25 protein-coding genes and 1 pseudogene are annotated in these 26,191 nt (G+C 72.1%); 14 read left to right on the forward strand and 12 right to left on the reverse strand.

Annotation, left to right across the window (positions count from 1 at the left end; genetic code table 11):
- Positions 1-63 precede the first annotated feature (63 nt).
- Entirely contained in the window at positions 64-411 is a 348-nt protein-coding gene (locus tag AB0A61_RS26875; protein WP_361297269.1) for a hypothetical protein, read from the forward strand.
- A gap of 82 nt (positions 412-493) precedes the next feature.
- Here the strand turns inward: AB0A61_RS26875 and AB0A61_RS26880 are convergent, their stop codons facing one another.
- The 3 genes from AB0A61_RS26880 to AB0A61_RS26890 all read right to left on the reverse strand — a co-directional run bounded on the left by AB0A61_RS26880 (position 494) and on the right by AB0A61_RS26890 (position 3,755).
- Entirely contained in the window at positions 494-1,477 is a 984-nt protein-coding gene (locus AB0A61_RS26880) for an aldo/keto reductase (RefSeq protein ID WP_361297272.1), read from the reverse strand.
- A 122-nt stretch (positions 1,478-1,599) separates the two neighbouring features.
- A complete protein-coding gene (locus tag AB0A61_RS26885; protein ID WP_361297275.1) occupies positions 1,600-2,265 on the reverse strand; it encodes a TetR family transcriptional regulator in 666 nt (221 codons plus the stop codon).
- Entirely contained in the window at positions 2,262-3,755 is a 1,494-nt protein-coding gene (locus AB0A61_RS26890; RefSeq protein WP_361297278.1) for an MFS transporter, read from the reverse strand. Before AB0A61_RS26890 ends, AB0A61_RS26885 begins: the two co-directional genes overlap by 4 nt.
- A 376-nt stretch (positions 3,756-4,131) precedes the next feature.
- On the opposite strand from AB0A61_RS26890, the gene AB0A61_RS26895 reads away from it, so the two are divergent.
- The 3 genes from AB0A61_RS26895 to AB0A61_RS26905 all read left to right on the forward strand — a co-directional run bounded on the left by AB0A61_RS26895 (position 4,132) and on the right by AB0A61_RS26905 (position 5,933).
- The gene (locus AB0A61_RS26895; RefSeq protein ID WP_361297281.1) at positions 4,132-4,521 is read left to right on the forward strand and encodes a tyrosinase cofactor; all 390 of its coding nucleotides are present in this window, start codon (positions 4,132-4,134) and stop codon (positions 4,519-4,521) included.
- Between the two features lie 33 nt (positions 4,522-4,554).
- Positions 4,555-5,379, forward strand: a complete 825-nt coding sequence (locus AB0A61_RS26900) for a tyrosinase family protein (RefSeq protein WP_361297283.1) — start codon at positions 4,555-4,557, stop codon at positions 5,377-5,379.
- A 101-nt stretch (positions 5,380-5,480) separates the two neighbouring features.
- The gene (locus tag AB0A61_RS26905) at positions 5,481-5,933 is read left to right on the forward strand and encodes an SRPBCC family protein (protein WP_361297286.1); all 453 of its coding nucleotides are present in this window, start codon (positions 5,481-5,483) and stop codon (positions 5,931-5,933) included.
- Positions 5,934-5,956: 23 nt separating this feature from the next.
- Here the strand turns inward: AB0A61_RS26905 and AB0A61_RS26910 are convergent, their stop codons facing one another.
- Both AB0A61_RS26910 and AB0A61_RS26915 read right to left on the reverse strand, forming a co-directional pair.
- Entirely contained in the window at positions 5,957-6,658 is a 702-nt protein-coding gene (locus AB0A61_RS26910; RefSeq protein ID WP_361297289.1) for a ribonuclease H, read from the reverse strand.
- A 31-nt stretch (positions 6,659-6,689) separates the two neighbouring features.
- A complete protein-coding gene (locus AB0A61_RS26915) occupies positions 6,690-7,487 on the reverse strand; it encodes a VOC family protein (RefSeq protein ID WP_361297292.1) in 798 nt (265 codons plus the stop codon).
- Between the two features lie 184 nt (positions 7,488-7,671).
- Between AB0A61_RS26915 and AB0A61_RS26920 the strand changes: the two genes are divergently transcribed.
- The 5 genes from AB0A61_RS26920 (at position 7,672) to AB0A61_RS26940 (ending at position 13,505) form a co-directional block, all read left to right on the forward strand.
- Complete coding sequence (locus AB0A61_RS26920) at positions 7,672-8,679, forward strand: zinc-binding alcohol dehydrogenase family protein (RefSeq protein WP_361297464.1); 1,008 nt, start codon at positions 7,672-7,674, stop codon at positions 8,677-8,679.
- A 351-nt stretch (positions 8,680-9,030) separates the two neighbouring features.
- Positions 9,031-10,485 carry a family 2B encapsulin nanocompartment shell protein gene (locus AB0A61_RS26925; protein WP_361297295.1) on the forward strand — a complete coding sequence of 485 codons (1,455 nt, stop codon included), beginning with the start codon at positions 9,031-9,033 and terminating at the stop codon, positions 10,483-10,485.
- A gap of 80 nt (positions 10,486-10,565) precedes the next feature.
- Positions 10,566-11,552: a family 2 encapsulin nanocompartment cargo protein terpene cyclase gene (locus AB0A61_RS26930; protein WP_361297467.1), complete on the forward strand. Its 987-nt coding sequence runs from the start codon at positions 10,566-10,568 to the stop codon at positions 11,550-11,552.
- A gap of 48 nt (positions 11,553-11,600) precedes the next feature.
- The gene (locus AB0A61_RS26935) at positions 11,601-12,479 is read left to right on the forward strand and encodes a geranyl diphosphate 2-C-methyltransferase (protein WP_361297298.1); all 879 of its coding nucleotides are present in this window, start codon (positions 11,601-11,603) and stop codon (positions 12,477-12,479) included.
- Positions 12,480-12,593: 114 nt separating this feature from the next.
- The gene (locus tag AB0A61_RS26940; RefSeq protein WP_361297301.1) at positions 12,594-13,505 is read left to right on the forward strand and encodes an SGNH/GDSL hydrolase family protein; all 912 of its coding nucleotides are present in this window, start codon (positions 12,594-12,596) and stop codon (positions 13,503-13,505) included.
- Positions 13,506-13,521: 16 nt separating this feature from the next.
- On the opposite strand, the gene AB0A61_RS26945 is transcribed toward AB0A61_RS26940, so the two are convergent.
- Positions 13,522-14,004: a VOC family protein gene (locus AB0A61_RS26945; RefSeq protein WP_361297304.1), complete on the reverse strand. Its 483-nt coding sequence runs from the start codon at positions 14,002-14,004 to the stop codon at positions 13,522-13,524.
- Positions 14,005-14,126: 122 nt separating this feature from the next.
- Between AB0A61_RS26945 and AB0A61_RS26950 the strand changes: the two genes are divergently transcribed.
- The 3 genes from AB0A61_RS26950 (at position 14,127) to AB0A61_RS26960 (ending at position 16,736) form a co-directional block, all read left to right on the forward strand.
- On the forward strand, positions 14,127-15,329 hold the full coding sequence (locus tag AB0A61_RS26950) for an epoxide hydrolase family protein (RefSeq protein WP_361297307.1): 1,203 nt from the start codon (positions 14,127-14,129) through the stop codon (positions 15,327-15,329).
- Positions 15,330-15,475: 146 nt separating this feature from the next.
- Positions 15,476-16,132, forward strand: coding sequence for an ATP-dependent Clp protease proteolytic subunit (locus tag AB0A61_RS26955; protein ID WP_361297310.1), 657 nt, complete (start codon positions 15,476-15,478; stop codon positions 16,130-16,132).
- 1 nt (position 16,133) lies between these two features.
- Positions 16,134-16,736: an ATP-dependent Clp protease proteolytic subunit gene (locus tag AB0A61_RS26960; RefSeq protein WP_361297312.1), complete on the forward strand. Its 603-nt coding sequence runs from the start codon at positions 16,134-16,136 to the stop codon at positions 16,734-16,736.
- Positions 16,737-16,755: 19 nt separating this feature from the next.
- Here the strand turns inward: AB0A61_RS26960 and AB0A61_RS26965 are convergent, their stop codons facing one another.
- Positions 16,756-17,268: a helix-turn-helix transcriptional regulator gene (locus tag AB0A61_RS26965; RefSeq protein ID WP_361297315.1), complete on the reverse strand. Its 513-nt coding sequence runs from the start codon at positions 17,266-17,268 to the stop codon at positions 16,756-16,758.
- Between the two features lie 237 nt (positions 17,269-17,505).
- On the opposite strand from AB0A61_RS26965, the gene AB0A61_RS26970 reads away from it, so the two are divergent.
- A complete protein-coding gene (locus tag AB0A61_RS26970) occupies positions 17,506-18,390 on the forward strand; it encodes an RNA polymerase sigma factor SigF (RefSeq protein ID WP_361297318.1) in 885 nt (294 codons plus the stop codon).
- A 29-nt stretch (positions 18,391-18,419) separates the two neighbouring features.
- On the opposite strand, the gene AB0A61_RS26975 is transcribed toward AB0A61_RS26970, so the two are convergent.
- Together AB0A61_RS26975 and AB0A61_RS26980 are read right to left on the reverse strand one after the other, a co-directional pair.
- Positions 18,420-18,875 (reverse strand): ATP-binding protein, encoded by a 456-nt coding sequence (locus tag AB0A61_RS26975; RefSeq protein ID WP_361297320.1) that lies wholly within the window; start codon positions 18,873-18,875, stop codon positions 18,420-18,422.
- Positions 18,876-19,378: 503 nt separating this feature from the next.
- A pseudogene (locus AB0A61_RS26980) lies at positions 19,379-20,533 on the reverse strand (DUF6777 domain-containing protein); the annotation flags it as partial.
- Between the two features lie 279 nt (positions 20,534-20,812).
- On the opposite strand from AB0A61_RS26980, the gene AB0A61_RS26985 reads away from it, so the two are divergent.
- Entirely contained in the window at positions 20,813-21,994 is a 1,182-nt protein-coding gene (locus AB0A61_RS26985; RefSeq protein WP_361297470.1) for a streptophobe family protein, read from the forward strand.
- Positions 21,995-22,085: 91 nt separating this feature from the next.
- Here AB0A61_RS26985 and AB0A61_RS26990 read toward each other — a convergent pair whose 3' ends face one another.
- The 3 genes from AB0A61_RS26990 to AB0A61_RS27000 are packed head-to-tail and all read right to left on the reverse strand — an operon-like array spanning position 22,086 to position 26,108.
- Positions 22,086-23,075, reverse strand: a complete 990-nt coding sequence (locus tag AB0A61_RS26990; RefSeq protein WP_361297323.1) for a serine/threonine-protein kinase — start codon at positions 23,073-23,075, stop codon at positions 22,086-22,088.
- Positions 23,075-23,755, reverse strand: a complete 681-nt coding sequence (locus AB0A61_RS26995; RefSeq protein WP_361297326.1) for a hypothetical protein — start codon at positions 23,753-23,755, stop codon at positions 23,075-23,077. Before AB0A61_RS26995 ends, AB0A61_RS26990 begins: the two co-directional genes overlap by 1 nt.
- 13 nt (positions 23,756-23,768) lie before the next feature.
- Complete coding sequence (locus tag AB0A61_RS27000; protein WP_361297329.1) at positions 23,769-26,108, reverse strand: FHA domain-containing protein; 2,340 nt, start codon at positions 26,106-26,108, stop codon at positions 23,769-23,771.
- Positions 26,109-26,191: the final 83 nt, after the last annotated feature.

A 26,191-nucleotide genomic window follows, 5' to 3' on the forward strand; every position in this document is an offset into this window, starting at 1 on the left:
GGTGATCGGCCGACGGTTACACGGACCGCGTGAGGAAGGCACCCGGTCGAGGAGGTAACGGCGATGCCCGGCACACAGCTCACCGTGACGATCGAGGGCGGTGCGGTCGCCGACGCGGGAGCGGTCGTGGACGCCCTGGCGGGGGCCTTCGGTCCGCCGGACGACCGCCCCCGCGACGAGAACGCCACCGTCCGCACGGCCACGTTCTCCGGTGAGGCGGCCAGGGGTGCGGCGTCCGGGAGCCGGCCGGGCGGCGGCCGCCTGTCCGCGCCGGTCACCGTCACCTTCCAGGGCACCCCGGAGGCCGTGCAGACGGCGACTGACACCCTCGCCCACGCCTTCACGGCGCACGAGGAGGGCGCCGCCGCCGGAGACCAGGAGCAGGAGCGCCAACTGCGCCTCGAGCCGTGAGCGCCCCGGCGGCAGGCGGGGGTCCGACGGACCAGTCCCGGGCTTCGGCGCTCCCGAGCCTGCGTCACCGCTTTCCGGGCCGCTACCAGCGGGCCTCGACCTGGTCCTTGATCCGGCGGTCGTAGAGGTTCCGGACCGCCGCGAGGTGCTCCTCGTCCAGCGGGGGCAGCTTGCCGGCCACCGCGTTGGCGCGGGCCTGCTCGGGTGAGCGGGCACCCGGGATGACGGTGGTGACGCCGGGCTGCTGGATGATCCAGCGCAGCGCCAGCTGGGCCGGGGTCCATCCCTCGGGGGCGAGGGCGGCGAACTCGGCGGCGGCCTCCACGCCCGCCGCGTAGTCGACGCCCGAGAAGGTCTCGCCCTGGTCGAACGCCTCACCGTGCCGGTTGAAGGTGCGGTGGTCGTTGGCGGGGAAGACCGTGTCCTTGGTGTACTTGCCCGACAGCAGGCCGGAGGCCAGTGGCACCCGGGCGATGATGCCGACACCGGCCTCCCGCGCGGCGGGGAGCACCTCGCGCAGGGGCTTCATACGGAACGGGTTGAGGATGATCTGCACGCAGGCCACGTTCGGCCGTGCGAGCGCCGTGAGTGCCTCGGCGCAGGTCTCCACGCTCACGCCGTACGCCGCGATCCGTTCCTCCGCGACGAGGGTGTCCAGCGCGTCGAAGACCTCGTCGGAGGAGTACACGGGGGTCGGCGGGCAGTGCAGCTGCACCAGATCGATGCGGTCGACGCCCAGGTTGCGCCGGGAGCGGTCGTTCCAGGCGCGGAAGTTGTCCAGGACGTAGTTCTGCGGGATCTGCTCGACGCGCCGGCCCATCTTGGTGGCGACCAGCACGTGCAGATCCGGCCGGGTGCTGAGGAAGGTGGCGATGGTCTCCTCGCTGCGCCCGTCGCCGTAGACGTCGGCGGTGTCGAAGAAGGTGACCCCCGACTCGGCGGCCGCCTCCAGTACGGCGAGGGCCTCCTTGTCGTCCACGTCACCCCAGTCGGCGCCCAGTTGCCAGGTGCCGAGACCGACGACCGACGCGTGCTGACCGGACCTGCCGAATTCACGTTCGTCCATGCGATCAGTGTGGCACTCGTCACAGCCGGGCGCGGAACCGACCACTCCGGGCCGTTTCCGCATCCCGGGCGGCTCACGTCACCCGCGCGGAAACGCGCAGGCCGGTGCCGCATCGCCTCCGGTCACGGCATCAGGGGCGTCAACTGCGCCTGCACCAGGGGAGCGTAGCGCTCCACGAGGTCGTCGACCCGGCATTCCCGCAGGTGGGCGCCGTGCGCGATGCCGTACATCACGCCCAGGCCGAGCAGGGCGCCGACGGCGAGTTCCGCGCGCAGGCCGGCGTCCGCTCCGGCGAGGCGCTCGGCGAGGCGTTCGGTGACCTGGGCGCGGAAGTTGGCGCGCAGGACGTCGCCGTGCGCGCCGTGCAGGGGGGCGAACACGATCCGCAGGACGGGGTCGGCGCCGCGCTCGCGCTGGCTGTCCAGGACGTGGCGGACCATGTGGCGGCCGAGGGCGTCCAGCGGTGCGTCCAGCAGGGCGGTGGCGTCGTCGTCGAAGGACATGACACGGGCGAAGAGGGCGTCCTTGGTGCCGAAGTACTTCAGGATCAGCGGCGGGCTGACTCCGGCACGCTCGGCGACCGCCTTGAGCGTGATGTCGGCGTGGGCCTGCCGCGCCAGGAAGTACCGGGCGGCTCTGAGGATGGCCGCCTTGGTCGCCTCGGCATCCCGCCTCGCGGGTGCCGGCGGGGAGGCGTCCGCGCCGGCCGAGGTGCCGGCGGGCGCGGACGCCGAGGTACCGACGGGCGCGGTGGCGGAAATGCCGGATGGAGTGCTCACGGCGCTCATGCTCCCTCCACGGCCTGGTCCCGGGCCCTCGGGGTGCGCCCGTGCGGCTCCGGCGTGTTTGCGTCGGCGCGGTCACCGGGGATGGAGAGGGCTGCCGCGCAGGCGGCCAGGGCGACGGCGCCCGCCATCGCGAACGCCAGCAGGTAGCCGTGCAGCGTGGGCACCTCGGCGCCGCCGACGGGGCTGCTGTGGTGGACGAGGACGGCGGCGACCGCCGCGCTGGAGATGGCCTGCCCGATGGTGCGCATCAGGACGTTGACACCGTTGGCGGAGGCGGTCTGCCCGGCCGGGACGGCGCGCAGGATGAGGGTGGGCAGCGCCGAGTAGGCAAGCGTGGTCCCGGTCGCCACGACCGTGGCACCGAGGATGATCATCCACAGGTCGCGGCTGTCGGCGATGCGCACCGCGTATCCGCACGCGATGACCGCGGCCCCCAGCGCCAGCGTCACGCGCGGTCCGCGCTCCGCCGAGATGCGGGCCGACAGCGGCGAGAACAGCAGCATGGTGACGCCGCCGGGCAGCAGGCACAGACCGGTGGCGACGATGGACAGCCCGAGCCCGTAGCCGGTGGCCTTCGGCGCCTGCACCAACTGGGCCGTCACCAGGGAGTTGGCATAGAACGCGAATCCGGTCAGAGTCGCGGCCACGTGGGACAGACCGACCCGCGGGCGGAACACCAGCCGCAGGTCGACCAGCGGCCTCCGGGCCCGCAGCTGCTGCCACCACCACAGGGACAGGACGACGACCGCGGCGAGGAACAGGCCCACGATCCGCGGACCGGCCCACCCCCACTGGCCGCCCTGGGACACCGCCAGCAGCAGGCACACCAGACCGGCGGCCAGACCGAGCGCGCCCAGTACGTCGAACCGGCCCGGTTCCCGCACCGGGGACTCCCTGACCGCCCACCACACCGCCGTCACACCCGTGGCGCCGAGGGCACTGGTCAGCCAGAACATGGTGTGCCAGTCGGCGTACTGCACGACCAGGGCGGCCAGCGGCAGACCGAGTGCGGCGCCGATGCCAACGGTCGAACTCATCAGCGCGACCGCGGATCCCCGGCGCTCACGGGGCAGTTCGTCCCGCAGGATGCTGATGGACAGCGGAACGACGGAGGCCGCGGCGCCCTGCAGGGCGCGGGCGGCGATGAGCACGCCGATGTCGGAGGACAGGGCGCACATCACCGAGCCCGCCGTCATCAGGGCGAGCGCCGCGGTCAGCACCCGGCGCTTGCCGTACATGTCACCGGCGCGGCCGAGCACGGGGGTGAGGACGGCGCCGGACAACAGGGTCGCGGTGACCGTCCAGGAGACCGTGGCCGGCGAGGCGCCGGTCAGGCGCGGCAGGTCCGGGAGCAGGGGCACGACCACCGTCTGCATGACGGCCATGAGAATGCCGCAGAAGGCCAGCACCGGGATGGTGAACCGGTCCCGCGCGCGGGTCCCCACGACACGCGCGTCGGGCGGGTCGGATATCGGTGCGGGCTGGTCCATCGGCACTCCAGCGGATGGCGCGAGAGGTGGTGAATGTCCGTTCACCTTAGCGGGTGAATGGACATTCACCACCGGGCCGGGGCTCACCGCCTCACCCCGGTGATCGCGGATCGCGTCAGCTTCCCGGCGTGAGCGGCGCCACGCGCCACGCGCGGCCCGGCGAAAGAGCACCGCGAACGCCCCGGGGGACAGCAGGATTTCCCTCCCCCGGAGCCCTCGGCGCGCCCGTCACAGCAAGATCACCTTCGTTCAAGCTTGCACGAGATGTACTTACTTGTCCGGATCCCAGCCAACCACTTCCCGGCGATTTCTCCCGCTTCCCGGCGGACCGATAGGCATGCGGAGTCCCACCTCTCACACATCCCGGAGGACCCGTATGCCGGAACTCAGCCGCCGTCACGCGCTCGCCGTGACGGCCGCGCTCGCGGCCGCCGCCGGTGCCCGCACCGTCGCCGCACCGCCCGCGTCCGCCACCGAGCAGCCGCGGCACCACGACCACCACGGTTTCCCCGAGCCGTTCGACGAGGTCTACCAGGGCCGCCGCATACAGGGCCGTCCGGCGAGCGGAAGCGGTCACCACCACGGCATGGACATGAGCTACGAGGTGTTCGTCGACGGCGCGGAACTGCATGTGATGCAGAACGCGGACGGCACCTGGATCAGCGTCGTCAGCCACTACGACCCGGTCATGAGCCCGCGGGCCGCCGCCCGTGCCGCGGTCGACGAACTCCAGGGCGCGAAGCTCGTCCCGTTCCCCGCCAACTGACCGCCCCCGCCAGCGCACCCGGAGCACCCGCACATGACCGTACGCAAGAACCAGGCCGCCCTGACCGCCGACGAGAAGCGGCGGTTCGTCGCCGCCCTCCTGGAGCTCAAGCGCAGCGGCCGCTACGACACGTTCGTCACGACCCACAACGCCTTCATCATGGGCGACACCGACAACGGCGAGCGCACGGGCCACCGTTCACCGTCGTTCCTGCCCTGGCACCGCAGATTCCTCCTCCAGTTCGAGCAGGCGCTGCAGTCGGTGGACTCCTCGGTCGCCCTGCCCTACTGGGACTGGAGCACCGACCGCACCGCGCGCGCCTCGCTGTGGGCCCCCGACTTCCTCGGCGGGACGGGACGGAGCACGGACGGCCGGGTGATGGACGGTCCGTTCGCCGCGGCCACCGGCAACTGGCCCATCGCCGTGCGCGTCGACAGCCGCACCTACCTGCGCCGCTCGCTCGGTGAGGGGGTCCGCGAGCTGCCCACCCGGGCGGAGGTCGAGTCGGTGCTGGCGATGGCAACGTACGACATGGCTCCCTGGAACAGCGCCTCGGACGGCTTCCGCAACCACCTGGAGGGCTGGCGCGGCGTCAACCTGCACAACCGGGTACACGTCTGGGTCGGTGGTCAGATGGCCACCGGCGTCTCCCCCAACGACCCGGTGTTCTGGCTGCACCACGCCTACATAGACAAGCTGTGGGCCGAGTGGCAGCGGCGGCAGCCGGGCTCCGGCTACCTGCCCGCCGGCGGTACGCCGAACGTGGTGGATCTGCACGACACCATGAAGCCGTGGAACGACGTGACCCCGGCGGACATGCTCGACCACACGGCCCACTACACCTTCGACACCGACTGATCCGGAGCCGGTACCTGGTTTGCCTCCCAGGGCGCGCGGTACCCGCGCCGGGCGTACCCGACTGGAGGTACTCCCGACGAAGGCGAAGGAGGGACACAGCCGTGTCGCAGGTCGAGGAATCCATTGAGGTCGGCGTCCCGGTGCACACCGCCTACAACCAGTGGACGCAGTTCGAGACGTTCCCCGAGTTCATGAGCGGGGTGGAACGGATCGAGCAGCGCACCGACACACTGACGCACTGGGTGACCAACGTGAACGGGGTGCACCGCGAGTTCGACGCGGAGATCACCGAGCAGATCCCCGACGAGCGGGTCGCCTGGACGACCGTCGACGGCGAGGCACGACAGGCGGGGGTGGTCACCTTCCACCGCCTGGACGACGGCCACACCAAGGTGATGCTCCAGATGGACTTCCATCCGGGCGGCATCGCCGAGACGGTCGGCGACAAGCTCGGCTTCGTGAAGCGGCAGACCAGGGGCGACCTGGAGCGCTTCAAGAAGTTCATCGAGGACCGGGGGCTGGAGAGCGGCGGGTGGCGCGGCGCGGTCGTGTGACCGGCCGGGCCGCCCGCTCGGGTCTATCCGACGGCCGTGCGGCACTCCGGATGGCCCCAGCCCTGGTCGTTCTTGGCGATGGGCTCGCCGGCCGCGTAGGAGCGGCCGCACGCGCAGCGGCCGGGGAACTTGGCCTTGATGGTGCGTGACGGCGATCCGCCGCCGCGCTGCCGCGACACCTTGGGCGATCCGTTCGCGCGGCGGCGCGGCGCGGCCGGGGCGGGGGCCGGCGGCGGCTCCGGCGAACCGGCGGCGCTGCCGGCGGGCTGCTGCACGGTCGCCGCCTGGCTGGCGGCGCGGTCGGCGAAGTCGTTGAGCGGGTCGCCGTCGACCTGGTGAGCGGGCACGTAGCGGAACTCGACCGAGCGGCCGTCGAGCAGCTCGTCGATCCGCACGACCAGTTCCTGGTTGGCGACCGGCTTGCCGCCGGCCGTCTTCCAGCCGTTGCGCTTCCAGCCGGGCAGCCAGGTGGTGACGGCCTTCATCGCGTACTGCGAGTCCATCCGGACCTCGAGCGGCACATCCGGGTCCGTCGCGGCCAGGAGCCGCTCCAGCGCGGTGAGTTCGGCGACGTTGTTGGTGGCCGTCCCCAACGGCCCGGCCTCCCAGCGGGCCGGGGCGAGGGAGTCGTCGGACACCACCCACGCCCAGCCCGCCGGACCCGGATTGCCCTTCGAGGCCCCGTCGCACGCGGCCACCACACGTTCACGCATGGCCCCGATCATGCCACGACCCTGCGGGGCCCCCGGGCGGCGCCTAGGAGACGTCCTTGGTCTTGGGCATCTCGCCCTCGGTGGTCGTGATGTCGATCACGGAGAAGTTCGCGCCCTGCGGGTCGCTGAGGGCCGCCATCCGGCCGAAGGGGCTGCTCACCGGCCCGAACCGCAGGACCCCACCGAGCTTGGTCGCCCGGGCGACGGCCTCGTCGCAGTCGGCGACGGTGAAGTAGACGTTGACGTACGGGGGCACCTCGGGCGGGAAGTCGTCCGTCATCCGCATCCGGCCGAGGACCGCGTTGTCGCCGACGTTGAAGATGCGGAAGTCGATCGCGTCGTCCTCGATCTGCTGCGCGGAGTAGCCGAACACGGCGGTGAAGAACGCGTCCGCCCGCGACGGCTCGCGGGTGAACACCTCGGCCCAGCAGTAGGCGCCCGGCACGGCGGTGGCCTCGAAGCCCTCGTGGGTGCCGGCCTGCCAGACGCCGAAGACGGCACCGCTGGGTTCGCGGGCCAGGCACATGGTGCCGAACTCGCCGACCTGCATCGGCTCCATCAGAACCTCGCCGCCGTTGTCGCGGATCCTGCCGGCCGTGGCGGCCGCGTCCGGGGACGCGAAGTACAGGCACCACTGCGAGTGCCCCTCCTGCCCCGGCATCGGCGGGACGACCGCGGCCACCGCCTTGCCGTCCGCGTAGGCCTGGGTGTAGTTGCCGTACTCCGACGACGACTCGCCGAAGGTCCAGCCGAGGACGTCCGAGTAGAAGCGCTTGGCTCCCTCTACGTCGCCGAACATCGCATCGGCCCAACAGGGGGTTCCCTCAGGTTTTACCGCCATGGCCGCGGCCCTCTCCCGTTCGGTGGCTTGTCCGCATCCTCACGCTAGCCATCCACCGGTCGGACCGCGCGCCGAACGGGCTCTTTTGTTCCACACTGGAGCCACACCGAAGGCCGGACCCGAGCAGACCCGAGCGGACCCGGGCGGCCCTGGACGGACGGGGCAGGGCATGACGGACGGCACGATGCGGGCGTGGGCGGTGACCGCCCCGGGGCCCGTCGAGCAGGATCCCCTTCGTCTGCTCGAAAAGCCCGTCCCGGTGCCGGGCGACGACGAGCTGCTCGTGCACGTACGGGCCTGCGGGGTGTGCCGTACCGATCTGCACGTCACCGAGGGCGACCTGCCGGTGCACCGGCCCGGCGTCACGCCCGGGCACGAAGTCGTCGGCGTGGTCGCCGGTTTCGGCCCGGCGGCGAGCGGTTTCGCGCCCGGCGACCGGGTGGGCGTGGCCTGGCTGCGCCACACCGACGGCGTCTGCGCGTACTGCCGACGCGGTGCGGAGAACCTGTGCCCGGCCTCGCGCTACACCGGCTGGGACGCCGACGGCGGCTACGCCGAGTACACCACCGTCCCCGCCGCCTTCGCCTACCGGCTGCCCGGCGAGGTGGACGACGTGGCTCTCGCGCCGCTGCTGTGCGCGGGCATCATCGGCTACCGCGCGCTGCGCCGGGCGTCGCTGCCACCGGGCGGGCGGCTCGGTCTGTACGGGTTCGGGGGCAGCGCCCATCTGTGCGCACAGGTGGCGCTGGCCGAAGGGGCCACCGTGCACGTCATGACCCGTGGTGCCGCCGCGCAGCGGCTCGCCCTGGAGCTGGGCGCGGCCTCGGCGGGCGACGCCTACGGGCTGCCGCCGGAACCCCTGGACGCCGCGATCCTGTTCGCCCCCGTGGGCGATCTGGTCCCGGTCGCCCTGCGGGCCCTGGACCGCGGGGGTGTGCTGTCGGTCGCCGGTATCCACCTCAGCGACGTCCCGCCCCTGCACTACGCGACCGACCTGTTCTACGAGAAGGAACTGCGCAGCGTCACCTCCAACACCCGTGAGGACGGTCGGGAGTTCCTCGCCCGGGCCGCCCGGTACGGCGTGCGCGCCACCACGCACGCCTATCCGCTCTCACAGGCCCAGCAGGCCCTGAAGGACCTCAAGGCAGGGCGCTTCGACGGGGCGGCGGTACTGGTCAACGACCTGTCCTGAACCGTCGCGCGCCGGCGCGAGACAGACGCCGGCGCGAGACAGACGCGGGCGCGCGACGGACGGGAGGCAGGCGGCCGGAGCGGTGTATGCGGCCGGTGGGGCGCATGTATGGGGACGGTGGGATGCATGTGCGCCGCCGTGCGCCGGAGACGCGGGCGTGACCGGAGGCGTGCGCTCGTTTCCCTCGGACATCGCGCCTCATTCGGTGGGTTTGCACCGGTACGGGCGCGAAACCGCCCCCCGCACGCGGTACCTCGCGTCACTCCTGCCTGTTTGGCTTGTCCCTGCGCACGACCTGCGCGTTTTCCCACCGACCGTTCCGCTCACTCTGTTCACGTTCCGGGAGGGAATGTGTCCGCACCCGACAGCGCCACCGGTCCCGCCACCGACGAACCCGCCCCCGAGCCGGCCGCCGACGCCCCGGCCGACGGGCAGCTCACCAGTCTCAGCACCCGGGCGGCGCGGCAACTCGCCACCACCACGAAGTCCGAGCCGCAGATGCAGGCCATCACCTCGCGGTGGTTGCTGAAGATGCTGCCGTGGGTGGACGTCAAGGGCGGTGCCTACCGGGTCAACCGGCGCCTCACACTGCGTGTCGGTCGCGGGCGGGTGCAGTTCGACCAGAACGGCGGCGACGACATCAGGGTGATTCCCCAGACGCTGACCGAACTGCCCGTGCTGCGCGGCTATCCCGACACCGAGGTGCTCAAGGAGATCGCCTCCCGCTTCCGGGTGCGGGAGGTCCGGGCCGGCCAGGTGCTCTTCGAGGCGGGCCAACCCGTCACGGAGACCTACCTGGTGGCCCATGGCCGGTTCACCCGCTACACCACCGGAAAGTACGGCGAGGAGGAGGTCGTCGGTGTGGTCACGGACGGCGACCAGATGGGCGACGAGGCCATCGGTCAGCCCGATCCCCTCTGGCTGAGCTCGGTGCGGGCCGACACGGCGGGTGTGGTGCTGGTCCTGCCCTGGGACGTCGTCACGGAGTTCACCGACCGCGTGCCGTCCCTCGCGGCCCATCTTCAGGCGTACGCGGCCCGGCAGCGGCTGCCCATGAACCGCAAGGGCGAGGCGGACGTCCCCGTGCAGGCCGGGCACGTCGGCGAACCGACCCTCTCCGGCGGCTTCGTCGACTACGAACTCGCGCCCCGCGAGTACGAGCTGTCGCTCACCCAGACCGTGCTGCGGGTCCACAGCCGGGTCGCCGACCTCTACAACGACCCGATGAACCAGACCGAGCAGCAGCTTCGCCTGACCGTCGAGGAGATCCGCGAACGACAGGAGTGGGAACTGGTCAACAACCGGGAGTTCGGACTGTTGCACAACACCGACTACGGCCAGCGCATCAGCACCTTCAGCGGGCCGCCGACGCCGGACGACCTCGACGAGCTGCTGTCCATGCGCCGCAGGACCAAGCTCCTTCTCGCCCACCCGAAGGCGATCGCCGCGTTCTTCCGGCAGTGCAACAAGCGCGGCCTGGTGCCCGGCACCGCGAACGTCGACGGCCACGAGGTACCCGCCTGGCGGGGGGTGCCGCTGTTTCCGTGCGGCAAGATCCCGGTCACACCGCAGCACACCAGCAGCATCATCGCACTGCGCACCGGAGAGGGTGACCAGGGGGTGGTCGGCCTCCACCAGACGGGCATCCCGGACGAGCACCAGCCCGGCCTCAACGTGCGTTTCATGGGCATCAACACGGCCGCGGTCATCAGTTACCTGGTCACCGCCTACTACTCGCTGGCCGTCCTGGTTCCCGACGCGGCCGGCGTCCTGGAGAACGTCCAGATCGGACGGACCGCCGAGTGACGGTCGAGCACGCTCGGAGCGCTCCTGCGCCGAGCACGACCCCGTTCGCGCTGCCCGGGCCCCCGAACCTGGCCCGCACCATGCGGAACCCCCGGCGCGAAGGCGCCGTACCCGGCCTGAAGTACCGGCCGGCCGTTCCCGCCGACCCCGAGAAGGCCGCGGAGGTCGACCGCAGGCTGGAAGTCTGGGCCCGTCACCTGGACCTGTTCCCCGAGGCCTGGACGGGGGACTTCGCCGGGTTCCAGTTCGGCCGGGCCGTGGCGCTCCAGCATCCGGGCGCGGCCGACCTGGACCGCCTCACCGCGGCGGGCAAGCTGCTGCTCGCCGAGAACATCGTCGACGACTGCTACTGCGAGGACCGGGGCGGCTCGCCGCGCGGCCTCGGCGGACGGCTGATCATGGCCCAGTCGGCGATCGACCCGTACCACGGCACCCCTGAACTGGAGGAGCACTGGCGGCAGGGCATGCAGGCCGACGGGCCGCTGCGCTCGTACCACTGGGCCCTGAAGGACTACGCCGCGTTCGCCACCCCGAGCCAGACCGGCCGGTTCGTGCACGACATCGCCCGGCTGCACCTCGGCTACCTGGCGGAGGCGGCCTGGGCGGAGACCCGGTACGTGCCGCGGGTGTGGGAGTACCTGGTGATGCGGCAGTTCAACAACTTCCGTCCCTGTCTGTCGATCGTCGACGCCGTCGACGGCTACGAGCTGCCCGAGATCGTCCACTCCCGCCCCGAGATCCAGCGGATCACCGCCCTGGCCTGCAATGCCACGACGATCGTCAACGACCTGTACTCCTTCACCAAGGAACTGGCCAACGACCCCGACCACCTCAATCTGCCCCAGGTCGTCGCGGCCAACGAGCGGTGCGGGCTGAAGGCCGCCTACCTGAAGTCCGTCGAGATCCACAACCGGATCATGGAGTCGTTCGAGGAGGAGGCCGCCCTCCTGTCCGCCACGTCACCGCTCGTCGAGCGCTACGCCCGGGGCCTGTCCGACTGGGTGGCCGGCAACCACGAGTGGCACGCCACCAACACCCACCGCTACCACCTGCCCAACTACTGGTAGAGACAGCACACCTGACGTCATGTCAGTCGCACCAACGAGGAGTCATCGTTGACCACAGCCCACGCGCGCACCACGGCAGCACCGGTTGTCCCGACCCAGTCCACGTACCAGACCCGCGTCGCGGACTACTGGAACGCCGAGGAGAACCCGGTCAACCTCGAGCTCGGCAAGATCGACGACCTGTACCACCACCACTACGGCGTCGGGGAGGTCGACCGGTCCGTGCTCGACGAGCCCGACCGAACCCGGCGCCGGGAGCGGGTGACCGCCGAACTGCACCGACTGGAACACGCCCAGGCCGAACTCCTCGCCTCGCATCTCGGCCACCTGTCCCCCGCCGACCGCGTCTTCGACGCCGGCTGCGGGCGCGGCGGCGGCAGCGTCGTGGCGCACCTGATGCACGGCTGTCACGCGGACGGCGTGACCATCTCCGCCAAGCAGGCCGAGTTCGCGAACGCGCAGGCCCGCAAGCGGGGCATCGACGACAAGGTGCGGTACCACCACCGCAACATGCTCGACACCGGGTTTACGACCGGCGCGTACGCGGCCTCCTGGAACAACGAGTCGACGATGTACGTCGAGCTGGACCTGCTGTTCGCCGAACACGCCCGGCTGCTGCGCCGCGGCGGACGCTACGTGGTGATCACCGGCTGTTACAACGACACCTACGGGCGAGCCTCCAGGGAGGTCTCGCTCATCAACGCCCACTACATCTGCGACATCCACCCGAGGTCGGCGTACTTCCGGGCGATGGCCCGGCACCGCCTGGTGCCCGTCCACGTGGAGGACCTGACCGCGGCCACGATCCCGTACTGGGAGCTGCGCAAACAGGCCGACCACCTGGTCACCGGGATCGAGGAGACGTTCCTGTCCGCCTACCGCAACGGCAGCTTCCAGTACCTGCTGATCACGGCCGACCGCGTCTGAGGCCTGTCCGGCGGACCAGGCCCCGGGGTCCGGTGGCCGACGCGGCTCTTTCCCCCTGTGCCCGGCTGTGCTTGCCTGGGGAGCCGTTTCGGTGGCCGGGGCGGGAGTTGCCGTATGCGCAAGCCGTGGATCGTGGGTGTGCTGCTGGCCGGTGTGCTGCTCGGCGCGTGCGGGGACCCGGTGGACAGGCCCGGAGCGCCTGCGACCCCCTCCGTGGCGGGCGCGCCGGGCACCTCCACGCAGCAGCGGGCCGCCGCCTCGCCCGGCCGGGCCCCGGTACGGGCGCCCGGGGTGCTCTACCTCGGGGACTCACTGGCCATGGAGAGCCAGAACGTGCTCGGCGTGCAGCTCCGCACGGAGCTGCACGCCACGTACACGAGCGCCCCGTACTCGGGGACCACGCTGTGCGACTACCTGGAGGGAACGGCCGTGCGGTCCCTCGTCCCGCCCGCGGACAAGGCGGCCGCCCTGGTCCGGGCCCATCACCCGGACTTCGTGGTGCTGCAGTTCTGGGGCAACGCGTGGGGCTTCACACCGTGCATGGACGGCATCACCTACAACGGGTCGCGCAGCGGCTATCTCCAGCGGTACGCCGCCGACGCGAAGCGGCTCGCGGACCAGATCGCCGCGGCCGGCGGGTCCCACCGTCCGCGGATCGTCTGGGTGCTGCAGGGCCCGGACCCGATCACGCCCGACCGGATCCGGCGGGTCAACTCCCTCTACGCGCAGCGGGCCGCGGCCGCGGGGGACCTGGTCGCCGACGCGGGCCGGACGGTCAGCCCGGCCGGGACCCGCTACACCTGGGCGCAGTACCTGCCGTGCACGGCGTACGAGCGGGCCCACCCCGCCGACTGCACCCGGCCGAGCCGGAACCGCACCGCCCTGCACCGCGACGACGACTACCTGCACTTCTGTCTGGCGCCGACGACGTCCACCCCGAAGCCGTGCCCGGTCCGCTCCCCCGGCATCCTGCGCATCGCACGGGAGATCGCCCGGGTCGTCCGGGAGGGGGCGCGGTCCCGCTGACCCCGGCCGGCCGCCGCTACTCGCCCGCGTACGCCTTCTCCAGGGCGGTGATGTCGAGCTTGCCCATGGAGAGCATCGCCCGGGTGGTGCGCGCCGCCTTCTCGGCGTCGGGGTCGCCGATCATGTCGATGAGTCCGTCGGGGATGACCTGCCAGGACACTCCGTACTTGTCCTTGAGCCAGCCGCAGGGGCCGGGCTCGCCGCCGCCCTCGGTGAGCTTGGTCCAGTAGTAGTCGATCTCCTCCTGGTTCTCGCAGAAGATCTGGAAGGAGATCGCCTCGTTGAACGAGAACTGCGGGCCGCCGTTGAGCGCCACGAACCGGTGGCCGTTGGCCACGAAGTCGACGGCGATCACGGAGCCGGCCGGGCCCGGCCCCGCCTCGGTGTAGCGGCCGATCCGCCCGATGCTGGAGTTCTTGAAGATGGAGACGTAGTGGTGGGCGGCCTCCTCGGCCTGGCCGTCGAACCAGAGACAGGTGGTGAATCCTTCGGTGGCCACGAGTACCTCCTGGAGTGTGGGACGCGGTCATCTGTGTCGACCGCTGCCCGCCGCGAAACTCATCGGTCGGACGCCGGCCGATCCGCAAAGCGGTTCCCCGTCCCCGGACTAGCATCCCGGACATGACGACGTCATCGCCCACCGGCGGCATCCGGCCCTTCCGCCTGACGATCCCGCAGAGCGACCTCGACGACCTGTACGACCGCCTCGACCGCACCCGCTGGCCCGACGAGCTGCCCGGCGCGGGATGGGACTACGGGGTGCCCGGCGACTACCTCCGCGAGCTGGTCCGGTACTGGCGGCACGACTACGACTGGCGGGCGGCCGAGGCGCGGCTGAACGAGTGGCCGCAGTTCACGACCACGATCGACGGGGCGAACGTGCACTTCGCCCATGTCCGCTCCCCCGAGCCGGACGCCACCGCGCTGGTCATCACCCACGGGTGGCCGGGGTCGGTCGTGGAGTTCCTCGATGTCGTGGGGCCGCTCACCGATCCGGCCGCGCACGGCGGCGACCCGGCCGACGCGTTCCACGTCGTGGTGCCGAGCATTCCCGGCTACGGCCTGTCCGGGCCCACCCGGGACCGGGGCTGGGAGGCGGGCCGGGTCGCCGACGCGTGGGCCGAGCTGATGATGCGGCTCGGCTACGAGCGGTTCGGCGCGCAGGGTGGTGACTGGGGCGCGGTGATCTCCCGCGAACTGGGCCGTGCCCACCCCGACCGGGTGATCGGCGTCCACCTCAACCTGCTGCCGGGAGCGCAGCAGGCCACCGAGCCGACCGACGACGAACTGGCGGCGCTCGGCCCCGGGGAGCGGGAGCGCACGCTGGCCTCCTGGCGCCGCTGGGCCGCCTGGCAGCGCGAGGGCACGGGGTACGCCATCCTGCACGCGACGCGTCCGCAGACCCTCGCCTACGGGCTCACGGACTCGCCCGTCGGTCAACTCGCCTGGATCGTCGAGAAGTTCCGGGAGTGGACCGACTCCGAGGAGGTGCCGGAGGAGGCCGTCGACCGCGACCGGCTGCTGACCAACGTGATGCTGTACTGGCTGACCGGGACCGCCGGTTCGTCCGCCCGGCTCTACTACGAGCGGGCCCACGCCCCGGGCCGGTCGGCCGCCCCGGCCGAGCCGTCGACCGCGCCCACCGCGGTCGCCGTCTTCCCGGCCGAGATCCAGGTTCCGCTGCGGCACAGGGCGGAGCGGACGGAGAACATCGTGCGCTGGACGGAGTTCGACCGGGGCGGGCACTTCGCCGCGATGGAGGAGCCGGACCTGCTGGTCGCCGACGTACGGGCGTTCTTCCGGCAACTGCGCGAGAAGGGCTGAGTCCCGGAACCGGCCCTGCCCCGGCGGCGGTTGGGCGGACGTGCTCTGCCCGTGGCGAATCTGCCGCGGGCAGAGAAACCGCATCGTGGCACGGCCCGCGGTCAACAGTGGTTTCGACGGCATCCCTGCCACGACAAGGAGACCCGATGACTCCACTGAGTCCACTGCCGGCACTCGCCGGGCTCTCGCCCCGCGCGGAGGAGGGCGACACCCCGCCGAGCCGCTTCGACGACCATCTCGCCGCGCAGCTGCTCGCCCAGCGGATCGTCTTCCTGGGCACACAGGTCGACGAGGTGTCGGCCAACCGCGTCTGCGCGCAACTGCTCCTGCTGTCGGCCGAGGACCCGCGTACCGACATCGGCCTGTACATCAACAGCCCCGGCGGTTCGGTCACCGCCGGGCTCGCCATCTACGACACCATCCGGCTCGTCCCCAACGACGTGTCGACCCTGGCCATGGGCTTCGCCGCCAGCATGGGCCAGTTCCTGCTGACCGTGGGCACGCGCGGCAAGCGGTTCGCACTGCCCCACGCGCGCATCATGATGCACCAGCCGTCGGCGGGGATCGGCGGGACCACCGCAGACATCGAGATCCAGGCCGAGAACCTGGAGTTCACCAAGCGGACCATCGAGCGGATCACCGCCGAGCACACCGGTCAGAGCGAGGAGACCATCTCCCGGGACGGCGACCGGGACCGCTGGTTCACGGCCCAACAGGCCAGGGAGTACGGGATGGTGGACCGGGTGGTGGAGTCGCTCGCCGATGTCCGCCCGGCCGCGTCGCGCCGACGGATGGGGCTGTGACATGGGGTCGTACACGGTTCCGTACGTCATCGAGCGGACCGCGCAGGGCGAACGCTCCTACGACGTGTTCAGCCGGCTGCTCAACGAGCGGATCATCTTCCTCGGCACCGAGATCGACGACGGCGTCGCCAACGTCGTCATCGCGCAACTCCTCCATCTGGAGTCGGCGAACCCGGAGCACGAGATCGCGATCTACCTCAACTCGCCCGGCGGCTCGTTCACCTCGCTCATGGCGATCTACGACACGATGACGTTCGTGCAGTCGCCGATCTCCACGTTCTGCGTGGGGCAGGCGGCGTCCACGGCCGCGGTGCTGCTGGCCGGCGGGGATCCGGGGCGGCGGTTCGTGCTGGAGCACGCGCGCGTGCTGCTCGGACAGCCGGCGAGCGGCGGGCGGCAGGGCACCGTCTCCGACCTCACCCTCCAGGCCAAGGAGATGGTCCGGATCCGTTCCCAGGTGGAGGAGGTGCTGTCCCGGCACACCCACCACGACGTCGCCGCGCTGCGCGCCGACATGGACCGGGACAAGGTGTTCACCGCCGAGGAGGCGGTGGGGTACGGGCTGGCCGATCAAGTGCTGAGCCGGCGCCTGACATCGGTCTGAGGCGCCGGCCGGGGCGTGGTCAGGCGGCCAGGCACAGTCCGTCGTACGGGGAGCCGGCCGGGCGGCGGCCGCGGTTCGTGGTCCGGCCGGCCGACCGGAGCAGCTCACTCTGCGCGAGGGACAGCAAGTCGCCGAGGCCGAGGCCGAGGGCGTGCGCGGCGGCCGCGAGGACCTCCGACGAGGCCTCCTTGCGGCCGCGCTCGATCTCCGAGAGGTACGGCATGGAGATCCGCGCCGCCTCGGCCACCTCCTTGAGCGTGCGCTCCTGCGCGAGGCGTTCGCGGCGCAGGACGTCACCGACCAGGTCGCGCCAGAGGGGTTCCTTCGCAGTGACGGGCGACCGGCCGGGCGCGGCGACGGGGCGCGGGGTGACGTGACCGGTCCGCGCAGGCGGGGCGGCAGGGCGGGCGGAGGCCGGGCGGGCGGTCCACGGCCTGGGCGGGGATGTCTCCTGGGCGGGCGAGGCCTGGAGCCTGCGGGACGGCGGGCGCAGGGGGATGACGCGGGCGTCGTTCGGCGCTTGTTCGCTCATCCTGCTCAGCTTAGAAGCCGTGCCCGCCGGGGGAAGCGGCCGGCGTTCTGCCCTGAGTGAAGCTGCCCGAGCGAAGACGGGATCCGCGCGCCGCTCGCGTGGGACGGCGGTCCCGAGATGCATATATTCCCGCGTCGTGGGTACCTGGGGGTCGCGGACCCGGTCGGCCCCGCGCGTGCCGGTCGGGGCCCATGCCGTGGAGGCAGGCTCGAAGCGTGACTTTCGTGGGGAGAGGTAATGGACACCGCCGTGATCCGGGCTGAGGCGCAGGTCGAGGAGACCGTGGAGACCCGGACGGGCGTCGAACCACTGCCGGGAGTCGTGGACCCGCGATCGGTTGCTCCGCGCGACGCACGGGAGCTGTCCCGCCACTTCTTCCAGCGCCTGACGGAGCTCGCAGAGGGCACGCACGAGTACCAGTACGCACGCAACACCCTTATTGAGATGAACATGTCGCTCGTGCGGTTCGCGGCCGGCCGCTTCCGCAACCGCGGCGACGACATGGAGGACATCGTCCAGACCGGGATGATCGGCCTGATCAAGGCCATCGACCGGTTCGAGCTGTCGCGCGAGGTGGAGTTCACCTCGTTCGCGCTCCCCTACATCGTCGGTGAGATCAAGCGGTTCTTCCGCGACACGACCTGGGCGGTCCACGTGCCGCGGCGGCTCCAGGAACTGCGCGTGGAGCTCGCCAGGGCACGCGAGGAACTCTCCAGCCGTCTGGACCGGGATCCGACGGTCACCGAGCTCGCCACGCTGATGAACCTCCCTGAGAACGAGGTGGTGGAGGCACAGATCGCCTCCAACGGGTACAACTCCTCATCGTTGGACGCCGCACTCACCGGCGACGGCCCCGAGGGCGGCGAAGCGGTGCTCGCCGACTTCATCGGCGTGGAGGAGGACGGCATCAGGCTGGTCGAGGACTTCCACTCCCTCGCGCCGCTCCTGGCCGAGCTCGACGAACGCGACCGGCAGATCATCCATCTCCGGTTCGTCGAGGAGGCCACGCAGGCCGAGATCGGTGAACGGCTCGGCTGCTCGCAGATGCACGTGTCCCGCCTGATCAAGCGCATCATCACGCAACTTCGGCGGGGCATGCTCGGCGAGCTCGGCTGCGCCTGACTGCGCCTGACGCCCTGAGGTGCCCGAGCTCAGCCCTGCCTGAGCTGCACCACGGCCCGTACCCGCTTGCCCACCGGCACGCGTTCCACGCTCATCTCCTCCGTCAGCGCGTACACGATCTCCAGACCGTGCCGGCCGACGCGTTGCGGGTCCCGCGGGAAGCGCCGGGGCAGGGCGGCGCTGCTGTCGTACACGCATACGGCCACCGTGGAGTCGGTGCCCTCCAGCTCCAGGATGTACGGCCCGTTGCTGTGCCGGTCCGCGTTGGTGACCAGTTCGCTCACCACGAGGAGCAGCGCCTCGCCGGCCCGGCCGTCGACCTCGGCGCACCACTCGGTCCTGAGCTGGTCGAGGAAGTGCGCGGCGAACTGCCGTGCCTCGGCGATGCATCCCGGTTCCCCGGTGTAGTGCGCCGCCCGCCGAAGGGGTTCCACGGGAACGTCGAAACCAGTCGGTATCACTGTCCCGTCCAGGTGCTCGATCATGCGTTTCTCTCTCGGATGCCGGTCCGGCCGGTCACTACTGCACCTGTGCTCGTACCCCGAGCCGCGCCGCGCAGTCCCCGTCGGCCGTTCTCACTCGGGCCGCGTCAGGACGCCGGTTCCGTCGCGGGCGACTCCACGCTGCCGGCCTCCGAGGACGGTGGTGAAGAGGACGGCCCGGAACCGGCCCTTTCCGAGGACGGCGGCTGAGAGCCGACCGACTGGGAGGAAACAGGTCCCGAGGAGGGGGGTGCGGCTGACGTCGCAGACGAAACTGACGAGCCAGACGAGCCAGACGAGCCAGACGAGCCAGACGAGCCAGGCGAGCCAGGCGAGCCAGGCGAGCCAGGCGAGCCAGGCGAGCCAGGCGAGGCTGGTGAAGCCGATGACGCCGATGACGCCGAGGAGCCCGGCGAAGTCGCAGACCCTGGGGATCCCGGCGAAGACGGGGACGACGAGGAGGGCGACGAGGACGAATGGGAGGGATGGGAGGAGGACGAGGACTGCGACGAAGAGGAGGACTCCGGCGGGGACGACGAGGCTCCCGGGGAAGGCCCGGCCGACGACGACGAAGGCCCGGGGGAGGACGAGGACGGAGAGGACCCTGGAGGCGACGAGCCGGACGGCGACGTACCTGGGGACTGCGAGCCGGACGGCGACGTGCCAGGGGGCTGGGGGCGGGTCGGTGACGTGCCCGGCGGCTGCGGGCGGGACGGTGGCGTCGTCGTGGGCATGGACGCGCCGGCGGAGGGGAATGGCCAGGGGCGGGGCGGCGGCGGAGCCGGTCGGTCCCGGTGGCCGGTGTCTCCGCGCGGCCGGGCGAACCAGTCGTCGTGGTGCGGGTCGAAGACGACGAACTCACGGACGGCCCGGGGAGCCGGCGTGACCCATATGACGTCCTGCGGCCGGTAGCCCGACCACTTCTGCCCGGCGTAGCGGGTCGCGGTCCGCTGCGCGACCGGGGGCGTCAGCGGATTGCCGCAGGCACAGCGGACCCGGGGCACGCCCTGGCCGTCCACGAGGACGGCGGTACCGGCCTGCAGGACGGCCTGGTAACCGGTGGCTGCCCCGTCGCGGTAGCCGTGGTTGGTGACGCGGGTGTCCATCCGCAGCTGTACGGGGGTGAGCGAGCGCAGATACGCGGGAACGTCGGCGGGCCGGACACCGGCGACGGATGCGAACGCCCTGTTCTTGGCCGGTTCCGCCTGCAGGTCCTTGATCTGCCGCTCCACGTCGCAGCTGGAGACGTTGCGGGTGCCGCCGTAGAGGCCCGGCTCCCCGCCCTGAACGCTGCGCACGGCGTTCGCTGGCTGCGACGGCTCGCTCGGTACGGGCGAGGGCAGCGGGGCGGAGCCGGCCTTCGCGGTCGATGCGGTGAAGGGATCCGGGCCCGGTTGGCCCACGGGTTGCAGCAGGACCTCTCCCGGGGCGCCTCCGCGGGAGTTGGTCAGCACGACGGCCAGCACCACGGCGACCACCACGGCGGCGGCGAGCACCGATATCCGGGGTATCGACGACCACCAGGGGCCTTTGCGCTCCGGCGGGCCCGCGCCGCCGGTGGGCGGAGGGGGCGGCCCCGGGGGCGGTGGGGACGACCGGCCCGAGAGAGGGCCGGAAGGCGGCCCGGTGGGACGGCCGGAGGCCGGCGGTTCGACGCTCACGAGCTCTCCCGACGTCGGCTCCTGGCGGCATATGACCTGATTTATGCCGCTTTCCCCAACATCACCATTGTGTGCTCCGGTGCCGTGCCGTCCGCAAGCGGACGCAGACGGCACGGACGGCACGGACGGCACGCACGGCGCGGACGGCCCTCCCGGCGGGCGCCCGGCTGCCGCGCTGCTTAGCGTGGCAGCGTGAGCGCGCCACCCCCCTCCCCACCGACCGGCTCCCGCCATGGCTGGGTGCAGGCTCTCGCCACGGCACTGGCCGGGCTGCTCGCCATGGCCGTCGTCGCCGCGCTGGGGCTGTGGGCGGCCGGCGCCGCTGACCTTCCGGGCCAGGCCTTTCCCCGGGTGGTGGCGGCGACCGTGGTGACGGCGGTCGGCGGGAGTGTCGAGCTGTCCGGGAACGCGGGCGCCCTCGCCGAGACGCACGCGGGAATCACGGTCATGCCGCTGTCGGTCACCCTCGTCGGGGCGCTCGTCGTCGCCGCCGGCTTCCTGCGGCCACTGCGGCACCGGGCGGTGGCCGGTGCGCGGGAGCTGGCCGGGTGGGCCGCCCGGATCGCCGTGCTGTGGCTGCTCGGGCTGGTCGGCCTGGCCCTCGGGGCCCACCAGACCTTCGCCATCGATCTCGGAAACGGCGTCCTGGGCGACATCGGAGAACTCTTCGGCGCCGCACCGCAGGTCGGCTTCACCACGCAGGTGCCATTGACCGTGGTCTTCGGCGTGCTGTGGCTGGCGGGTGTGCTGGTACTGGCCCTGCTGGTGGCACCCGGGGCCCCGCTGCCCGCGCCGTTGCTGCGCTTCCAGGAGTCGGTGCGTCCGGCGGCGTACGCCATGGTCGTGCTCCTGCTCGCGTGCGTCGTCGTGGGGGTCCTCGTCGCCCTTGTCACGGCGGCGACGCGCGGACATCCGGCGGACTCCTTCGCCGTGATCCTGCTCGGTATGCCGAATGTGGCCTGGCCGGCCCTCACCATCGGTCTCGGCGCCACCTGGCACGGCCGGGTCGACGGCCCGTTCGGGCTGCCCATGCCGCATCTGCTCGACGAGGTGCTGCGCACGCCGGACGTCTCCACACTCAACCTGGGCACGCTCGCGGAGCACGACGGCAAGGTGTGGTGGCTCGTGGTCGTGGACGCGGTGCTGCTGCTCGGGGTCGCGTTCCTGATGGCGGCTCGCTCACCGGCCGGCGTGCGCAGTTGGCAGCACGCCGTACGCATGGCCGTCGCCCTGGCGCTGACGGTGCTGATGATCTGCCTGGTCGGCCGGATCTCCGCGCACTACGGGCTGTCCCTGCTCGGCATCGGCGACGTGGGGGGCGGCCTGTCCGGGGAACTGCTGCTGCGGCCCGAGGTGTGGGGTGCGCTGGGCCTCGCGGTGCTGTGGGGCCTGGTCACCGGTTTCCTCGGTGCGTTGTCGGCCCGGCGTGTGCACCGGCGCGGCGAGGTCGAGACCTCCTAGCGGGCGAGTCGGAGACCTCGCTGCGGGCGCCGCGTTCGAGAGCTCCCGGCCGATGCGTCGCCGGCCGTCACGGCGTGTGCACCACCGCCGGTCAGGGGTGCGGCCCGAGCACCGGCCCCGCCCAGTCGGGCGGATCGGGCGGGGGCCCCGCTGCCGTGACGACCCGCAGGTCGACCCGGGTCGGCGGATGCTCGGCCGCCGCGCCGCCCGCGACGGCGAGGCGCAGGTCGGCGACGAAGGCGCGGCAGGAGTCGTGGCGGTCGTCCGGGCTCTTGGCCAGCGCCCTGGCGAACACCTCGTCGACGGGTGCGGGGAGGTCGGGGCGCTCCGCGGTCAGCGGTGGTGGTTCGGCGTTCTGGTGGGCCCACAGCAGGGCCAGGTCCGTGTCGCGCCGGAAGGGCGGATGGCCCGCCAGGGTCTCGTACACGACGCAGGCGAAGCCGTACACGTCGCAGCGTGCGTCGACGGGGCGGCCGGTGATCTGCTCGGGGGCCACGTAGTCGAGCGTGCCGACCAGTTGGCCCACGGTGGTGAAGCCGGTCAGGGACAACGACTTCTTGGTCAGGCCGAAGTCGGTGAGGTACACGTGCTCCGGGTGGTCGCTGTCGGTGCCCCGGGACACCAGGATGTTGCCGGGTTTCACGTCCCGGTGGACCAGTCCGTGGTCGTGCGCGGCGTCGAGGGCGGAGGCGACCTGCACGGCGATCCTGATGGTCGTCGGCGCGGTCAGGGGCCCCCGCTGGTCGAGGAGCCGCCGCAGATCGCTGCCGTCGACGTAGCGCATGGCGATGTAGAGCACGCCGTCGGTCTCACCCGCTTCGTAGATCGGCACGATGTGCGGGTGGTCGATCGCGGCGGCCACCCGGGACTCGTGGGTGAACCGCTTGCGGAAGGTGTCGTTGCGGGCGAGCTCCGGGGCGAGCAGTTTCAGGGCCACGGTGCGCTCCAGGCGCAGGTCCCGGGCACGGAAGACGACGGCCATGCCGCCGCGGCCGATCTCCTGCTCGATCCGGTAGTCCGCGATCCGCCGTCCGACCGGCTCGGAGGGCCGCCCCTCGCCCACACCGGCGTCGTACGACATCACGGCTCACCGCTTCCCGTGATGGCACGGGTGGCATCGTGACCGCGATCGGCCACTCGGGCACCCTCAGGGCCGCCCGGCTCCACGGCTGCGGACCCGGCGGCCCCAACGGCACCGGGGCGGTTCGGCTCCACGGCTCCGGTGCTCCTCGGGTCGAGGGACCCGGTCGCCCCGGACGGACGCGCCTCGTCGGCATCGGGTGCCCCGTCGACCGTGTACGTGGTCAGCCGGGTTCCGTCCGTGTAGACCCACTGCCCCCGCTCGGGGTCGTACAGCCACATCGACTCCCCGTCGAGAACGACGCCGATCCGCAGGCCCCGAGTGCGGTTGCGGAAGGATTCGCCGTCGAGACCGCCGGCGGCCAGTTCCTCCACCGCGGACCGGTACCCGGCCAGGGCCTGCTCGGCGCGGGCGATCAGCGGGCGCGGGTCGGTGGTCGCGGCGACCGGGCCGTCGGCGGCGGGCGGGTCCTGCGGTACGGCGACCAGGCGGCGGCCGTCGACCCAGGCGGACCAGCCGTTGGCGCACACGACACGTGCCCACTCGCCGCGCCGGTCCGCGAGTTCGACGGGCAGGAAGGCGTCGAGCGAGGCGGTGGGCCGGCTGGGGTCCGGGGACTCCCAGGCCGGCATCCCGTGCGGCGGGACGACATGGCTGGGCCGGAAGCCGGGATTCGTCATCGTGGCGCCACCCCTACGTCCTCATCACCACGGGTTCGTGCCGGCGCAGCAGCCGGGCCACCAGAGAGCCGAACAGGGCCGACAGCACCAGCAGCATGGCGATGTCGGTCAGCCACACCCCGGCCGAGTGCCGGAACAGCGGGTCCGCGGTGAGGTTCCCGGGCAGGATCCGGGCCAGCCCCACGGTGCCCGCCATCGCACCGAGCGCCCATCGCGAGGGCACCAGCCACGACAGCTGCTCCAGGCCGGGCACGCCGTGCAGGGGCAGCAGGGCCCCGCCGAAGACGACCTGGACGATGGCCAGCAGCACCAGCAGGGGCATCGTCACCTCTTCCTTGCGCACCAGCGCGGACACCAGCAGGCCGAGCGTCATCGCCGTGAAGGCCAGCAGGGCGACGGTGACGGTGATCTCGGCCAGGGGCGGCAGGAAAACCCCTTGGCCGCCGGGCGCGCCGAGGTTCACGCCGAGCAGGGCGACCAGCGTCAGCACGACCGCCTGCAGCACGGTGATCGTGCCGAGCACGACGACCTTGGACATCAGATACGCCGTCCGGGGCAGGCCCACGGCCCGCTCCCGCTGGTAGATCACCCGCTCCTTGACCAGTTCGCGCACCGCGTTCGCAGCACCCGTCAGCACCGCGCCGACGCACAGGATGAGCAGCGCGGCCATCGCGGTGCCGGCGGTCAGTGCGGGGCCGACCAGCGCGCGGGCCATGGCGCCCATCACGAACGGCAGCGCGATCATGATGGCCAGGAAGGTCCGGTCCGCGCTCAGCACGGCCGTGTACCGGCGGACGAGCGTGCCGAGCTGGGCGCCCCAGCTGCGGGGCCGGGGCGGCGCGCTCCGGGCGGCCGGCCCGGCCCCGGCCAACCGGGGCTGCACGGACGCGTCGGCGACGTACCGCCGGTGGAGCGGCGAGGCGCGGTACTCCGCCGCCCAGTCCCGCTCCCCGTCCCGTTCGAAGGCTTCGAACGCCTCCGGCCACTGGGTGAAGCCGAAGAAGGCGAGGGCGTCCCCGGGCGGGCCGTAGTAGGCGATTCTGCCGCCCGGCGCGAGCACCAGGAGCCGGTCGCAGACGTCGAGGCTGAGGACGCTGTGGGTGACCACGACGACGGTGCGGCCGTCGTCGGCGAGGCCGCGCAGCATGTGCATCACGGAGCGGTCCATGCCGGGGTCGAGCCCTGAGGTCGGCTCGTCGAGGAAGAGCAGCGACGGTTTGGTCAGCAACTCCAGTGCCACGCTGACCCGCTTGCGCTGCCCGCCCGAGAGGGTGTGCACGGGCTGCTCGGCGCGCTCCTCCAGGCCGAGTTCGCGCATCACCTCCTCCACCCGGGCCAGGCGCTCGGCCCTGGCGGTGTCCTCGGGGAAGCGCAGCTCGGCGGCGTAGCACAGGGCGCTGCGGACGGTCAGCTGGGCATGCAGGATGTCGTCCTGCGGGACCAGGCCGATCCGCTGCCGCAGCTCCGCGTAGTCGTGGTAGAGGTCGCGCCCGTCGCACAGCACGGTGCCGTGGTCGGCCGGCCGCTGCCCGGTCAGCGCGTTCAGCAGGGTGGACTTCCCGGCCCCGCTGGGTCCGACCACGGCGAGCAGGCACTTCTCCCCCACCGGGAAGGACACGTGGTCCAGGAGCGTCCTGCGGCCCTGGTCGACGGCGACCGTGAGGTCCTGGACGTCGAGCGAGACCTCGCCGGTGTCGACGTACTCCTGCAGCTGGTCGCCGACGAGGCAGAACGCCGAATGGCCGATGCCCACGATGTCGCCGGGGCCGATCCGGGCCCGGGTGACCGGCTGTCCGTCGAGGAACGTGCCGTTGTGGCTGCCCAGGTCGACGATCTCGTACGTGCCGTCCGGGTGGGCCCGCAGCTCGGCGTGGTGGCGGGAGACGACGAGGTCGTCCACGACCAGGTCGTTGTCCTCGGCGCGGCCGACCCGGACGGCCCGGGTGGGCAGCGGACGGACCGTGGTGGGCTGTCTGAAGGTGCCGGTCAGGCCTGGGCGGGACACCGCGGAGGGGCGCTCCGGGGACGGTTCGGCGGGGCCGACGAGGACGGCCCGCGGACCGTCGGCGGGATTGCCGAAGCGGATCACGCTGCCCGGCCCGACGCCCCATTCGCGGATGCGGCGGCCGTCGGCGTAGGTGCCGTTGGTGCTGCCGTCGTCGCGGAGTGTCCAGTGGCCCTCCTCCGGGCGCAGGACCGCATGATGCCAGGAGACCCGGGCGTCGTCGAGGACGATGTCGCTCAGCGGGTCGCGTCCGAGGTGGTAGTCGCGGCTCGGGCTCATCACCGTGGAGCCCGTCTCCGTTTCGAGGACGAGCTCGGGTGCAGTCGGCGCGACCGGCCGCTCAGCCATGCCAGAATTCTAGCGATTCGTCCAGATGTGCGCCCCGTTGTCCTGCCCCGTCCGTACACCCCGCTGTCCGTACGCCCCGCTGT

Source organism: Streptomyces sp. NPDC046197 (genome assembly GCF_040646295.1).
Lineage (GTDB): Bacteria > Actinomycetota > Actinomycetes > Streptomycetales > Streptomycetaceae > Streptomyces.